This is a genomic window from Comamonas koreensis (assembly GCF_014076495.1).
Lineage (GTDB): Bacteria > Pseudomonadota > Gammaproteobacteria > Burkholderiales > Burkholderiaceae_C > Comamonas > Comamonas squillarum.
Genome location: NZ_CP043575.1, coordinates 4,534,678 through 4,549,214, shown reverse-complemented (window position 1 = coordinate 4,549,214; position 14,537 = coordinate 4,534,678). Strand labels below are relative to the sequence as shown.

At 64.3% G+C, this 14,537-nt stretch carries 11 protein-coding genes; 6 read left to right on the top strand and 5 right to left on the bottom strand.

Annotation, left to right across the window (positions count from 1 at the left end; translation table 11 throughout):
- Positions 1–65 precede the first annotated feature (65 nt).
- Positions 66–698 (top strand): outer membrane lipoprotein chaperone LolA, encoded by a 633-nt coding sequence (lolA, locus tag F0Q04_RS20745; protein ID WP_182343277.1) that lies wholly within the window; start codon positions 66–68, stop codon positions 696–698.
- A gap of 112 nt (positions 699–810) precedes the next feature.
- Here the strand turns inward: lolA and mqo are convergent, their stop codons facing one another.
- On the bottom strand, positions 811–2,538 hold the full coding sequence (mqo, locus tag F0Q04_RS20740; protein WP_182343275.1) for a malate dehydrogenase (quinone): 1,728 nt from the start codon (positions 2,536–2,538) through the stop codon (positions 811–813).
- A 225-nt stretch (positions 2,539–2,763) separates the two neighbouring features.
- Complete coding sequence (gene brnQ / locus F0Q04_RS20735; protein ID WP_182343273.1) at positions 2,764–4,083, bottom strand: branched-chain amino acid transport system II carrier protein; 1,320 nt, start codon at positions 4,081–4,083, stop codon at positions 2,764–2,766.
- A gap of 392 nt (positions 4,084–4,475) precedes the next feature.
- Between brnQ and F0Q04_RS20730 the strand changes: the two genes are divergently transcribed.
- The 5 genes from F0Q04_RS20730 to F0Q04_RS20710 all read left to right on the top strand — a co-directional run bounded on the left by F0Q04_RS20730 (position 4,476) and on the right by F0Q04_RS20710 (position 10,808).
- On the top strand, positions 4,476–5,783 hold the full coding sequence (locus tag F0Q04_RS20730) for a replication-associated recombination protein A (protein ID WP_116927777.1): 1,308 nt from the start codon (positions 4,476–4,478) through the stop codon (positions 5,781–5,783).
- 358 nt (positions 5,784–6,141) lie between these two features.
- Positions 6,142–7,581 (top strand): cytochrome c, encoded by a 1,440-nt coding sequence (locus F0Q04_RS20725; protein WP_232539704.1) that lies wholly within the window; start codon positions 6,142–6,144, stop codon positions 7,579–7,581.
- Between the two features lie 5 nt (positions 7,582–7,586).
- On the top strand, positions 7,587–8,180 hold the full coding sequence (locus F0Q04_RS20720) for a sugar dehydrogenase complex small subunit (protein ID WP_198424338.1): 594 nt from the start codon (positions 7,587–7,589) through the stop codon (positions 8,178–8,180).
- Positions 8,177–9,817 (top strand): GMC family oxidoreductase, encoded by a 1,641-nt coding sequence (locus F0Q04_RS20715; protein ID WP_182343271.1) that lies wholly within the window; start codon positions 8,177–8,179, stop codon positions 9,815–9,817. Before F0Q04_RS20720 ends, F0Q04_RS20715 begins: the two co-directional genes overlap by 4 nt.
- Before the next feature lie 79 nt (positions 9,818–9,896).
- The gene (locus F0Q04_RS20710) at positions 9,897–10,808 is read left to right on the top strand and encodes a bestrophin family protein (RefSeq protein WP_116927780.1); all 912 of its coding nucleotides are present in this window, start codon (positions 9,897–9,899) and stop codon (positions 10,806–10,808) included.
- Here F0Q04_RS20710 and F0Q04_RS20705 read toward each other — a convergent pair.
- The 3 genes from F0Q04_RS20705 to F0Q04_RS20695 form a co-directional block, all read right to left on the bottom strand.
- Positions 10,771–12,201 carry a sensor histidine kinase gene (locus tag F0Q04_RS20705; protein ID WP_182343256.1) on the bottom strand — a complete coding sequence of 477 codons (1,431 nt, stop codon included), beginning with the start codon at positions 12,199–12,201 and terminating at the stop codon, positions 10,771–10,773. The genes F0Q04_RS20710 and F0Q04_RS20705 overlap by 38 nt on opposite strands.
- Positions 12,198–12,899 (bottom strand): response regulator transcription factor, encoded by a 702-nt coding sequence (locus F0Q04_RS20700; protein ID WP_116927782.1) that lies wholly within the window; start codon positions 12,897–12,899, stop codon positions 12,198–12,200. Before F0Q04_RS20700 ends, F0Q04_RS20705 begins: the two co-directional genes overlap by 4 nt.
- Before the next feature lie 92 nt (positions 12,900–12,991).
- The gene (locus F0Q04_RS20695; RefSeq protein ID WP_182343254.1) at positions 12,992–14,536 is read right to left on the bottom strand and encodes a tripartite tricarboxylate transporter permease; all 1,545 of its coding nucleotides are present in this window, start codon (positions 14,534–14,536) and stop codon (positions 12,992–12,994) included.
- Position 14,537: the final 1 nt, after the last annotated feature.

Here is a 14,537-nt window from a genome sequence, read left to right as displayed (position 1 = left end):
ACCCCTTGTTGGCCCGAAAGTGGCCCATGCATTGGCTTTGTTCGCAAAGCACGAAAGGATTCACGATGAAACAATGGATCGCAGCAGCCGCCCTGGTCAGCCTGACCGGTTGGGCACAGGCCGATGGCCTGCAAAGCCTGGAAAAGTTCATGACCAGCTCGCAGGCCGGTGAAGCCCAGTTCACGCAGACGGTCACCTCGCCCGCCAAGCAGGGCCAGGCAGGCAGGGTCAAGACCTCCAGCGGCAGCTTTGCTTTCCAGCGGCCGGGCAAGTTCAAGTTCATCTACCAAAAGCCGTTTGACCAGACCATCGTCGCCGATGGCGCGGTGCTGACCGTCTATGACGCCGACCTGAACCAGGTCACCCAGCGCCAGCAGAGCAAGGCCCTGGGCCAGACGCCTGCCGCGCTGCTCGCGTCCGCTTCAAGCTTGCAGGCGCTGAAGGCCGAGTTCGACGTGAGCAGCTTGCCCGAGGCCGATGGCCAGCAATGGGCCCAGGCCATTCCGAAGAACAAGGACGGCCAGATCAAGCAGGTCAAGGTCGGCTTCAAGGGCGATGAGCTGCAGACCTTGGAGATCGAGGACGGTTTTGGCCAGCGCTCGGTGCTGCGCTTTGTCGGCTTCAAGGCCCTGCCTTCGCTGCCAGGCTCGGCGTTCGAGTTTGCGATTCCGTCCGGTGCGGAAGTGATTCGCCAGTAAGCAGCATTCCAGCGGTGATGCCAACCGCGCGGACATAAAAAAAGGTGCTCACGCATAGGTGAACACCTTTTGTGCTGTGCAGCCACCGTGGACGGCTGCAGCTAGCTAGGGCTTACAGCGCCATGTCCGGCACCTTCTTGACAGCGCCCTTGTCTTCCTGGGGCTGCACACCGGCTTCCACGCCGTGCAGGCTGGGCGAGGCAATCGCCAGGTTCAGCGCCTGCTCGGTGGCCTGCCATTCCTGCTGCAGCATGGCGGGGTTTTCGTTGAGCTTGACGCCGTAGCTCGGCACGATCTGGCGGATCTTCTCTTGCCAGTCGGCGCTCTTTACCTTCTCGGGGAAGGCCTTTTCCAGCAGGGTCAGCATGATCGCTGGCGAGGTCGAGCCCCCGGGCGACGCGCCCAGCAGCGCGGTCAGCGAACGGTCCTGGGCCACGACGACCTCGGTGCCGAGCTTGAGAATGCCGCCCTTTTCGGGGTCGTTCTTGATGATCTGCACGCGCTGGCCCGCTTCCCACAGGCGCCAGTCGGCATCCTTGGCCTCGGGCATGTAATGGCGCAGCGCGTCCATCTTCTGCTCCTTGTTCAGGCTCAGCTGCTGGGCCAGGTACTTGACCAGCGCAAACTCGTTGACGCCGACCTGCAGCTGCGGAATCACGTTGGCAAAGGTCGTGGCCTTGGCCAGGTCAAAGTAGGAGCCGTTCTTGAGGAACTTGCTCGACCAGGTCGCGAACGGCCCGAACAGCAGCACACGCTTGCCGTCCAGCACGCGGGTGTCCAGGTGGGGCACCGACATCGGAGGCGAGCCGGTATCGGCCAGGCCATAGACCTTGGCCAGGTGGCGCTCAGTGATCTCGGGCTTTTCGGTGACCAAGAACTCGCCGCCGACTGGGAAGCCGCCGTAGACCTTGGACTCGGGAATGCCCGACAACTGCAGCAGCGGCAGCGCCGCGCCACCGGCGCCGATAAAGATAAAGCGCGCATCCACGGTCTGGATCTTGCTGCTGTCCTTCATGTCGAAGGCCGACACGCGCCAGGAGCCGTCGCTGTTGCGCGTGATGGAGCGCACTTCCTGGCCGGTGCTGAGCTTGAAGTTGGGCTTGGACGACAGGTTCTTGTAGAACTGGCGGGTAATTTCACCCAGGTTCACGTCGGTGCCCAGCGGCGAGCGGGTGGCGGTCACCACTTCGGCCGGGTCGCGGCCTTCCATCATCAGCGGGATCCATTCCTTGATCTGTGCTGGGTCGGTGGACGACTCCATGCCGGTGAACAGCGGCGAGGCTTCCAAGGCCTTCAGGCGCTTTTGGATGAAGGAGCGGTTTTCCTCGCCGAACACCAGGTTCATGTGCGGCGTGGAGTTGATGAACTCGCGCGGATTGCCGAGTACTCCAGCGCGCACCTGGTGCGACCAGAATTGGCGCGAGACCTGGAAGTTTTCATTAATGTTAATGGCAGAGGAAATCTGCACATTGCCATTTTTATCCATCGGCGTGTAATTGAGCTCGCACAGCGCCGAGTGGCCGGTGCCGGCATTATTCCAGCCATTGGAGCTTTCTTCGGCAACCTGGTCGAGGCGCTCGAACAATTCATAGCTCCAACCGGGTTCGAGCTCCTGCAGATAAACGCCCAAGGTGGCACTCATGATGCCGCCGCCAATCAGCAGCACATCGACCTGGCGGTCTGCTTTTTCTGCGCGGTATTGGCTACCGAAGAAATACTGGTAACCGACCACGCCCGCACCGACGGCCGCTGCCGAGGCGACGAACTTGCGGCGGGTGAAGCCCTTCTTGGGCGCTTTGGCAGCGGAGGCCGCTTGGGGATTTTCTGTTGGATTCGTCATTGCTGAAACTCCACAAATTTTTGGATTTTGACGGTGTTGTCGTAAAAGACCATGAATAACCATGGTTTAAGCAGGCTCAATGTCTCTCCGATTCTGGGGTGCCTGTTCTGACGGTATTGAGCTGCTTGGCGTAGGCGGTTCTGAATGAGGGTGTCAATGAATATCCGAGGCCGATATTAAGGGTGGCTCTGCATATCCATTAAGCAGGAAGTGGTTAATCAGCCATCAAGGACGCACCGGTATTTGGCGGCGTGCCAAAAACCAGTCGGCCAGCCCCGCGCAGACCACGGTGGCGGCCACTGGCGTAACCCAGCCCAGGCCCAGCGCGGCGCCGGGCAGGTGGTCCAGCCAGGTGGGCAGGGCAGCAGTCCATTGCAGCGCCTTGGCGCCGTCGACCAGGCCAAACACCAGCGCCACCAGCATGACGGGGATGTAGACCCGAGCGGGCTGCTGCCAGCGCTGCAGCAGGCTGAGCGAGACCAGCGCAATCGCGGGGGGGTAGAGGGCGACCAGCACCGGGCCGGCGATCTCGATCAGCTGCGCCAGGCCCTGGTTGGCCACGGCGGCACTGAAGATGCACAAGGACAGCGCGACACTGCGGTAGGAGAAACCGGTGAGCTGGCTGAAAAAGCTGCTGCAGGCGCTCACCAGGCCTACGCCGGTTGTGAGGCATGCCAGCAGGATCACGGCGGCGATCAGCCAGATGCCGGCGCTGCCAAAGCGGTGCTGCACAAAGGCGCTGAGGATCTGCACGCCAGTCACGGTGTTCTGTGCCAGCTCGCCATTGGTGGCGCCCAGGTAGCACAGTGAGATGTAGACCAGGCTCAGGCACACCGCAGCAATCAGCCCGGCATAGATGGCGTAGCGGGTGTGCAGGCGCGCATCGGTCACGCCCGCATCCTTGATCGCGTTGACGATGACAATGCCGAACACCAGCGAGGCGAGGGCGTCCATGGTCTGGTAGCCCTGCACAAAGCCCTGGGCAAAGGCGGCCAGCTGCGTGCCATAGTCGGGGTTGGCCGTGCTGTAGCCGCCCACAGGGGCCAGCACCGCCATGCCGCCCAAAGCCAGCAACGCGGCAATCAGCAGCGGGGTGATGAGCTTGCCCAGGGTGTCCATCAGCTTGCCGGGGAACAGCGACAGCAGCAGCACCAGCGAGAAATAGACAATGCTGAACACCAGCAGCGCAATCGAGGTATTGCCGACAAAGGGGGCAATACCCATCTCGAAAGAGACCGTGGCGGTGCGTGGCGTGGCAAAGAAGGGGCCAATGGTCAGATAGATCGTGGTGGCCAGCACCAGGCCGGCAATGCGGCCAATCGGATGGGTCAGCTGGTCCAGGCCGCCACCGACGCGCGCGAGTGCAACGACGCCCAATAGCGGCAGGCCCACGCCGGTCAGCAGGAAGCCGGTGGTGGCGCCCACCAGGTTCTCGCCAGCGGCCAGGCCAACCAGCGGCGGGAAAATGATATTGCCCGCGCCCAGGAACAGGGCAAAGGTCATGAAGCCGAGGGCGATAATGTCCCTGGTTTTCAGTGATTTCATAATGGCTCTTGGTTCTTGCTGGTTAGCGCCCACTTGTAGTGGATGCCGTCAGCGAATGGATTCGCGCAGACGCGCATCAGAAAAATCGCCCCATGGGGGACATGCGCTGTGCAAAGCGTTGGCTGCGGGCTCGGCGCAAAGGCCTGGAGCGCGTGGCGTCCATGTCGGGCTGGTGTTATAGGCTGGGCCAATAAGAGCCCTGTCATCTGAAGCGGCGCAAATCCGTATAAACCCTTATTTTCTGCGAAAAATCGTGACCCATATCAGCAAAGGCATATGTACCCCAGGGATTAGTGGGGTGGCAGCGCACAAACGTAGTAAGCACCTGCCCCGCCCCGAGGCGCAGCGGCTGGCGCCTGGCCAGGCACCAGGCCGTGGTTCCGGAGCCCTGCATGGCTGATTTGTTCAGCCAGGAACCGGCCGCGCCGCTGGCCGAAGCGCTGCGCCCCAAGACCCTGGACGAGGTGGTGGGTCAGTCCCATTTGCTGGGAGAAGGCAAGCCGCTGCGCCTGGCCTTCCAGTCCGGCAAACCGCATTCGATGATCTTCTGGGGTCCACCCGGCGTGGGCAAGACCACGTTGGCGCGGCTGACGGCGACGGCGTTCCAGTGCGAGTTCATCGCCCTGTCTGCGGTCTTGTCGGGTGTGAAGGACATCCGCGAGGCCATGGAGCAGGCCAGGCAATATCTTGCGCAGGGCAAAAACACCATCTTGTTCGTAGACGAAATCCACCGGTTCAATAAGTCGCAACAAGATGCCCTGTTGCCGCATGTGGAATCAGGGCTGTTCACCTTTATCGGTGCTACCACCGAGAACCCCTCCTTTGAGGTCAACTCGGCGCTGCTGTCGCGGGCCCAGGTCTATGTCCTCAAGTCGCTGACAGAGGCGGAGCTGAAGCGCTTGCTCCAGCGGGCCCAGGAAGAACATGCGCTTGACGATCTGGCGTTTGACGACCTGGCCGTCGATACCCTCGTGGGGTATGCGGATGGTGACGCCAGAAGATTTTTGAACCTGCTTGAACAAACGAGCACAGCAGCCAAGGCTTCAGGCGTTGCGGAGATCACGGCCGAGTTCTTGCAGAACGCGCTGACCTTGAACAGCCGCCGTTTTGACAAGGGCGGCGACAATTTCTACGACCAGATCTCGGCCTTGCACAAGTCGGTCCGCGGCTCGCACCCCGATGCCGCGCTCTACTGGCTCACGCGCATGCTCGATGGTGGCGCCGATGCGCGCTACCTGTCCCGGCGCATTGTGCGCATGGCCTGGGAAGACATTGGCCTGGCTGACCCACGCGCGATGCAGATTGCCAACGATGCTGCGCTGACCTATGAGCGCCTGGGCAGCCCCGAAGGCGAGCTGGCGCTGGGCCAGGCCGTCATCTACCTGGCCATGGCCGCCAAGAGCAATGCCGGCTACAACGCCTACAACCAGGCCAAGGCCTTTGTGAAGCAGGACAAGAGCCGCGAAGTGCCGGTGCATTTGCGCAACGCCCCGACCAAGCTGATGAAGGAGCTGGGCTATGGGCATGAATACCGCTACGCCCATGACGAGCCCAATGCCTATGCAGCGGGAGAAACCTATCTGCCAGATGGGATAGACCCGCCCGGCTGGTACCAGCCCGTGCCCCGGGGGCTGGAGCTCAAGATTGGCGAGAAGCTGGCGCAGCTCAAGCGCTGGGATGAGGAAGCCGGGCAGGACTGAGGCCCGGTTTTTCCAGCGCATTCATTGGCTTGCTGGCGGTTTGAGCGGCGTGGTAGGGCACCCGCTGCCAAGGCCTTGCCTCCTGTCGTAGCACGCTCTGATAGTTGCGCATGAAACCGATACCACATCTTCGCGCAACGCATATTGCGCTGGATGAAGTGTGAGTAAAACACCGGGGTACACCCGAGGACCTCGGCAGAGGTCGTACAAGTTGTCGAAAATTTGCCGCAGATACGACAAAAGACTCTAGCGAGCATGGCGGGCATGCGCGGGAGTCGTATGACAACAAAGGTCTCTCACGATGCGGTTTTGCAAGTCAAAGTCGGGCGTCTCCTGGTCCAGGACTGCCTTCGGCTTGGTGTTTTCTGTGTGGGCGGGGATGCATGCGGCTCAGGCCCAGACGGCAGCGGCTGCGCAGCCGGCAGCCGCGTCGGCCGCCACGGCGCCTGTAGCGGCCACGGCCTCTAGCGATGCGCTGCTGGTGGAAAAGGGCCGCAAGCTGGCGGTAGCTGCGGATTGCGCGGCCTGCCACACGGCGCCCAAGGGTGGCGCCAGTTTTGCCGGTGGCTACCCCATCGCCTCACCGCTGGGCAGCATCTATGCCACCAATATCACCCCGTCCAAGACGGCCGGCATTGGCAGCTACAGCCTCGAAGACTTCAGCCGCGCGCTGCGCCAAGGGCTGCGCAAGGACGGGGCCCATCTGTACCCAGCCATGCCGTACACGGCTTATGCCCAGATCAGCGATGAAGACACCGAGGCGCTCTACGCCTACTTCATGCATGGCGTCGAGCCGGTGGACCAGGCCGCGCCGCAAACGGCCCTGCCTTTCCCCTTCAACATCCGCCTGTCGATGGCCGTGTGGAATGCGCTCTACCTGAAGGACCAGCGCTTCAAACCCGATGCCAGCAAGCCGCCGGAGTGGAACCATGGCGCCTACCTGGTCGATGCGCTGGCCCACTGCAGCACCTGCCACACACCGCGCAATGCGCTGATGGCCGAAGACAGCAGCCGCTACCTGGGGGGCGGCTCGCTGGGCGCCTGGTACGCGCCCAATATCACGTCGGACGCGGTCAATGGCATCGGCGGCTGGACCGAGGCCGAGCTGGTGCAGTACCTCAAGACCGGCCGCATGCCCGGCAAGGCCCAGGCCGCCGGCCCGATGGCCGAAGCCATCGAGCACAGCCTGCAGCACCTGCCTGACAGCGATATTCAGGCTATGGCGTCCTACCTCAAGCAAACCAAGGCGGTGGCAGGCGGAGAGACCCAGCCGCGCTACCGCTATGGCCAGGCCAGCCTGCAGTCCGAAGACACGCAGCGCGGGCTGGTCGACGGCGCCGATGCCGGCTGGAAGGTGTTCAGCGGCAGCTGCGCCCACTGCCACCAGGCCAATGCCAGCGGCACGGCCAATGGCGAATACCCTTCGCTGTTCCACAACAGCGTGACCGGTGCCGACCGCGCCGACAACCTCATCGCCACCATCCTGCACGGCGTGGACCGCACGGTGCAGGGGCGTGCCCATTTCATGCCTGCGTTTGGCGATGCCGCATCCTTCACCGACCGGCTCAGCGACCAGGAGATCGCCGATGTCAGCAACTATGTGCTCACGCAGTACGGCAACCCGTCCGTCAAGGTGCAGGCCGCCGATGTGGCTGCCGCACGCGCCGGAGGCAAGCCGCCGCTGATCGCCCAGCTGCCCGCCCTCATCGTGCCGGCCGCTGTGCTGCTGCTGGTGTTGGTGCTGGCCTTCATCGTGATCCGTCAGCGCCGCAAGGCCGCTGCCTCGTCTGGAGTCTGACCCGCATGACCTCGTCCTCTTTCCCCTCATCCGCCGTGCTCTGCGCCAAGCCCCTGGTGCCTGCGATGCCTGCGGGCATCTCGCGCCGCCGCCTGCTGGGCGCTGCGGCTGCCACCGGTGTGGCGCTTGCCGCCGGCGGCTTTGCCGTGCTGGGCTCCAGCAATGCCTTTGCCGCCAGCGAGGCAGCCGATGATTTCCTGCGCCTGTCGGAGTTCGTCACCGGCGGCAGCCCGCTGTCGGCAGCCCTGGCCACGCGCTACCTGGCGGCACTGACCAAGAGCGATGCGGCCTTTGCCGCCGCAGCGCAGGCGCTGCACCAGCATGTGGCCAGCCAGAAGATCAGCCATGTCGACGACCTGCTCGCTGCGCCCGATCTGGACCCGGCGCTGCGCGCCACCGCCACCCAGATCGTCTCGGCCTGGTACCTGGGCGTTGTCGGCGAAGACGCAGACGCCGTGCTGATCAGCTATGCCAATGCGCTGATGTACCGCCCCACGGCCGGCATCCTCGATATTCCTACCTACGGCAGTGGCCCCGATTCCTGGGGCGAAAAGCCCGTCGTGCCTGCCAGCCCCAACAAAAAGAGCCCACAAGCATGAGCAGCAAGCAAACGCAATACGACGCCGACCTGATCGTTATCGGCTCCGGGGTCATGGGCGGCATCATCGGTGCCAAGCTGGCGCAGGCCGGCAAGTCCGTCATCATTCTGGAAGCGGGACCGCGCGTGCGCCGAGCCGACATCGTCGAGACCTTCCGCAATGCGCCGATCAAGCTCTCGCTGGCCAATATGAAGCTGCAGGGTGCGGGCTCGCCGTTCCCCAATCCGCCGCATATCCCCTCCACCTATGGCGACTACCTGCAGCAGACCGGCCCGGTGAAATACCCCACCAAGTACCTGCGCGTGGTGGGCGGCACCACCTGGCACTTTGGCTCGGCGCTGTGGCGCATGATCCCCAATGACTTCAAGCTGCAGACGCTGTATGGGCGTGGCCGCGACTGGCCGATTGGCTACGACGAGCTCGAACCCTACTACTGCGAGGCCGAGGCCGAACTGGGCGTGACTGGCTACGATGGCCAGGACGAGAGCGGCCACGGCGGCGAGGCGCATCCGCCGCGCTCCAAGCCCTTCCCGATGAAGGGCTTCAACGTGCCCTACTTCATGCAACGCATGGACGAGATGCTCAAGCCCGGTGGCTACCACCCAGTGCTGGAGCCCCATGGCCGCGCCAGCCGCCCCTACGGCAACCGCCCGGTCTGCGCCGGCAACAACAACTGCAACCCGGTCTGCCCGATCGGCGCCAAGTACGACGGCTCCATGCACATCGATGTGGCCGAGCGCGCTGGCGCCAAGCTGCTCGACAACGCCGTGGTCTACAAGATCGAGGCGGGTGACGACGGCAAGATCACGGCCGTGCACTACAAGAAGCCCGATGGCACATCGCAGCGCCTCACCGCACGCCACTTTGTGCTGGCCGCCTATGGCATCGAAAGCCCCAAGCTACTGTTGATGTCGACCTCGGAGAAATACCCGAACGGCATTGCCAATTCGTCCGACCAGGTGGGCCGCAACCTGATGGGCCACACCGGCATCAGCATGAACATCATGATGAACGAGGACGTGTGGCCGGGCCAGGGCCCGACCGAGCTGCTGGTCTACCTGAACTACCGCGATGGCGCCTTCCGCAAGGACATCCCGAGCTACAAGACCAAGTTCCGCAATACGGTGACGACCTCGCAGATTACCTCCAGCCTGATCGCCAAGGGCGTGCTGGGCAGCAAGCTGGACGAGGAAATTCGCCGCCAGTCGGCCCGCTCGCTCAACGTGGCAGTGGACTTCGAGACCGAGGCGCTGCCGCAAAACCGCGTGGTCCCCAGCAAGACCAAGATGGACGCGATCGGCATCCCCGTGCCCGAGATCTACTACAGCGTCAACGACTACTGGAACGCCGGCCGCGACTTTGCGGTGAAGGACCTGCAGCGCATGGCTGGCCTGTTGCAAGCCGACATCCTGAAGATGGACACCAACCACCAGGACCGCCAGCACATCATGGGCACCACCATCATGGGCGACGACCCGAGCAACTCGGTCGTGGACCGCGACTGCCGCACCCATGACCATCCCAACCTGTTCATCGCCGGTACCAGCGTGATGCCCTCGGCATCGTGCATGAACCCGACCTTGACGGGGGCCGCCTTGAGCGTGCGTATTGCGCACCAACTGCTGAAAGAAATCTAAGCAGCCCGGCCTCAGCCGCTGCCCGGCGCTGAGGCCAGCCATTCCCCTCGGATAAGCCCCGAGCAGGACAATACCGGCCATGATCGTCCGTCCTCCCTTGCATTGGCTGCGCATGCTGTTTGTGTGGCGCGGCTCCATCCTGCCGGCGATCACGCCGCAGCTGATCCTCATCACCATCCTCGCGGTGGTGGCCACGCTGCTGCATGGCTCCATTCTGAGCTGGAAGGTGCCGCTCAACTTTGTGCCGTTCTCGCTGATCGGCCTGACCCTGGCGATCTTTCTGGGCTTCAGAAACAGCACCTCGTATGCGCGCTTTTGGGAGGCGCGCACGCTCTGGGGGGTGCTCCTGGTCGAGAGCCGGCACCTGGCCGCCCAGGCGCTGAGCCTGACCCAGGACCGCGCACAGGCGCGCGTGCTGGTGCTGCGCCTGTGCGCCTTTGCCTATGCGCTCAAGCACCAGCTGCGCGCCAGCGATGCGCGTGCCGATCTGGCGCTCTTCCTGCCACCGGGCGAGGTGCAGCAGATCAGCGAAGCGCGCTTTCCGGGCGCGATGGCCATGCTGCTGGTGCAGCGCTGGGTGGGTGAGCAATGCCAGCAGGGCCGCATTGCGCCGGCCGTGGTGCCCGTGTTCGAGCAGGCGCTGGCGCGCCTGGGCAGTGCGCTGGGCGGCTGCGAGCGCATTGCCAGCACGCCTATTCCGTTCACCTATTCGGTGATCCTGCACCGCAGCATCTACATCTACTGCTTTTTGCTGCCCTTTGGCTTGCTGGACTCCATCGGCACGATGACGCCGGTGATCGTCTGCTTTGTCGCCTACACCTTCTTTGCACTGGAGGCGCTGGGCGCCGAGCTGGAGCACCCCTTTGGCATGGAAGCCAATGACCTGGCGCTCGATGCGATGGTCTACGGCATTGAGTCCTCGGTGCTGGAGATGCTGGGCGAGGCGCCGTTGGCTAAAGCTCCCCAGGTGCGCGATTTTGTACTGCACTGAACACCAGACTGGCGCGCAGTCCTGCGCCCTCTGAGCGCGGCGCCAGCTGAAACCGTGCCTGCTGCAAATTGGCCAGTTTGGCCACGATCGCCAGGCCCAGGCCTGCGCCCTGGCCGAGCGACTGGCCGCTGGGCCCTTGCTGCCAGCGCTGCATGGCGGCCTGGCATTGCGCCTCGCTCATGCCCGGGCCGTCGTCAATGACGGCCAGCTCGACGCTGCGGCCATCGTCAGCAGCCTGCAAGGCCACGGTGACCGACTGGCCGCCATAGCGCAGCGCATTGAGGATCAGGTTGTCGAGCATGGCTGCGAGCAGGTTGGCATCGGCGGCAATGCGCAGCTGTTCGGACTCGGGCCTGTCCAGGCCCTCGGCACCCAGGTCGATCCGGGCGCGGCTGGCGGCATCCCAGTGGCGCAGCACCGCCTGCTGCACCAGGTCAGCGGGGGCGACGGGCAGCAACTGCACGGCGCTGGCCTCGTCGCTCAGCGCCAGCAGCAATAACTGATCGACCAGGTGACTGGCACGCGCCACGCTGTCGGAGATGCGCTGCAGTTGCTGCTGCTGCACCGCAGGGTCAGCATGGCCCAGCCCATAGTCGGCCAGCGCCTTGATGCCGGCCAGCGGCGTGCGCACCTCATGGGCCACATTGCCGGCAAACTCGCGTTGGGCCTCGACGTTGTCGGCAATGCGGGCGAGCAGCGCATTGGTGGTCTGGCGCAGCTGCTCGATCTCGCGCGTGGTGGCCGGCGCGCTGGGGGGGATGGGCGCCAGATCCTGGGCATCGCGCCGCGACAGCGACCGTTGCAGCGCCGCGAGCGGCGCCATGTCCTGGCCAATGCGGTGGTGCAGCCACCACAGCAGCAGCACCAGCAAGCTCAGCTGCGGGATCGCGGCATAGAGGAACAGGTGCTGGATCAGGCTGTCGCGCACCCGCGTGGTGTGCATCATCACGATGCTGAGCTGCTGCTCGCCCACGGCGCTGCGCAGCGCCACGGCCCGTACCAGCTGGCCGTTGTACAGGGTCTCGCGGTAGCTCACCGGCTCGCTCTCGTCCCAGGGCAAGAGCGGCAGCGGCTCGCCGGCCAGCTGGCTGCCGTCGGCGCGGTAGACCGCGTAGTACACATACTCGGCTTGGTCAAACAGGGCAGCCTTGAGTTCGCTGTCGGTCAGCTGCAGGGCCACGTCGCCTGCGTCATCGGCGCGCAGGTGCGAGGCAATCGCATAGGCATCGTCGAGCAGCGCGCGGTCAAACGCACTTTGGGTGAAATGGTTGGCCAGGCCCATCATGAACACGGTGCCCAGCAGCCAGGTCCAGACCAGCGGCCAGCGCACATGGCGCAGCACGCGCATGCGCAGCGATGGCAGCGCGGCGGGGTGGGGGGCCGCGGCGCTCATGGGGCATCGCCGCTGTCGGCCTCGATAAGGTAGCCAATGCCGCGCAGGGTGCGGATGGCCGCGCCGCTGTGCTGCAGCTTCTTGCGCAGGCGCGAGATAAAGGCTTCGAGCGCGTTGTCGCCCAGCGCCTCATCAAAGTCCGAGAGCTTGTCCGACAGGCTGCGCTTGCTCACCGCGCGGCCGGGCGGGCTCATCAGCTCCCAGAGCACTTCGAACTCGCGCGCGGGCAGGTCCAGCGGCAGCGCACCCACGCGAAAGCGGCGGTTGTTGCGCTCCAGGCTGAGCTGGCCCACGGTCGATACATCCTGCGTGCCAATGGCGCGGCGCACCAGCGCGCGCAGCCGGGCCTCGACCTCGGCCAGCTCAAAGGGCTTGCCCAGGTAGTCGTCGGCGCCGCTGTCCAGGCCGGCAATGCGCTCGGGGGTCTGGTTGCGGGCGGTGAGCACCAGCACGGGGGTGTTGTCGCCGCGCCTGCGCACCTGCTGCAGCAGCGCCAGGCCGCTGCCCATCGCACTGCCGCGCACGGCGCTGCAGGGCAGGTTCAGGTCGAGCAAGATGGCATCAAAGCGCTGCACCCGCCACCAGTGCTCGGCCGCGCCCAGGTCGGCCGCCTGGTCCACATGGTGGCCTGCATCGCGCAGGCTGCTGACCACCACATCGCGCAGCACCGCGTCGTCTTCAATCACAAGAATTCGCATGGTCCAAGCCTAGCAAAAGCAAAGCACCGCAGCCAGAAAAAAGCCTGTTCAGGCCGGATGGCCAGAACAGGCGCACACTGGAGTGCAAACGGTCAAGACGATGCTGCAGCGGGCACAGCGCTGTCTTGCGCCTGGGCAAAGGCCCGGGCTTCCTTGCGCGATTTGCGCACGCCCGACCAGATGGCCCACAGCAAGATTGCGCCAGTCAGCGCCAGCAAGGAGGCGCTGATCGGGCGATTGAAGAACACCGAGGCATCGCCACGCGAGAGCAGCATCGCACGGCGCAGGTTTTCTTCGAGCATCGGTCCCAGGATATAGCCCAGCAGCAGCGGCGCCGCTTCAAAGCGCAGCACCATCAGCACATATCCGATGATGCCCAGCACGGCCACCATGTAGATGTCGAACAGGTTGTTGTTGACGCTGTAGACGCCCAGCGCGACAAAGACCAGGATGGCCGGGTACATCCAGGCAAACGGAATGCGCAGCAGCGCCACCCACAGCCCGATGGTGGGCAGGTTCAGGATCACCAGGAAAATATTGCCGATCGCAAAGCTGACGATCAGCCCCCAGAACAGCTCGGGCTGCTCGGTCATCAACATCGGGCCGGGCTGGATACCGTGGATGATCAGCGCGCCCAGCATCACGGCCATCACCGCGTCACCCGGAATACCGATGGACAGCGAAGGCACAAACGCGGTTTGCGCAGCGGCATTGTTGGCCGACTCGGGCGCAGTGATGCCTTCGATGGCGCCATGGCCAAAGCGGCTCGGGTCCTTGGACACGCGCTTTTCGATCGCATACGACATGAAGGACGCAATCGACGGGCCCACGCCCGGCAGCGCCCCCAGGAACGAGCCCAGCGCCGAGCCGCGCAGCATCGGCTTGACGGTGGCGCGGAACTCCTCGCGCTCAGGCACCATCGAGCGCAGGGTGACCTTGTCGGGCTTTTGGTTGGCATCGGCCAGGTTGATGCATCGGATCACTTCGGCCACGCCAAACAGGCCCATCGCCAGCGCCACCAGGTTGACGCCATCCATCAGCTCGGGAATGTCAAACGAGTAGCGCGCCACGCCCGAGTTCACATCGGTACCGATCATGCCCAGCAGCAGGCCAAACACCACCATGCACAGGCCCTTGGTGGCCGAGCCGGCGCTCATCGACGAGGCGGCGACGAGGCCCAGCAGCATCATCGAGAAGAACTCGGTGGGGCCAAACTGCAGGCCGATCTTGGAGATCGCCGGCGAGAACAACACGAGCAGGATGAGGCCCGACATCGCGCCGACCAGCGAGGCAATGGTGGTGACAAAGAGCGCCACCCCGGCCTTGCCCTTGCGCGCCATCGGGTAGCCGTCCAGACAGGTCACCGCCGAGGACGGTGACCCGGGCAGGTTCAGCAAGATGGAGGCGGTGGAGCCGCCATACTGCGCGCCATAGTAGACGCCGGCCAGCATGATGATGGCCGCCGTGGGCGACATATGGTAGGTAAAGGGCAACAGCAGCGAGATGGCAGCGAGCGCACCGATGCCGGGCAGCACGCCGACGACGGTGCCCAAAAAGACGCCCAAAAAGCAGTACCACAGCGTCGAGGGATCGGCCACCACATTGAGGCCCATCCAGAGGTTTCCAAGCAAATCCATA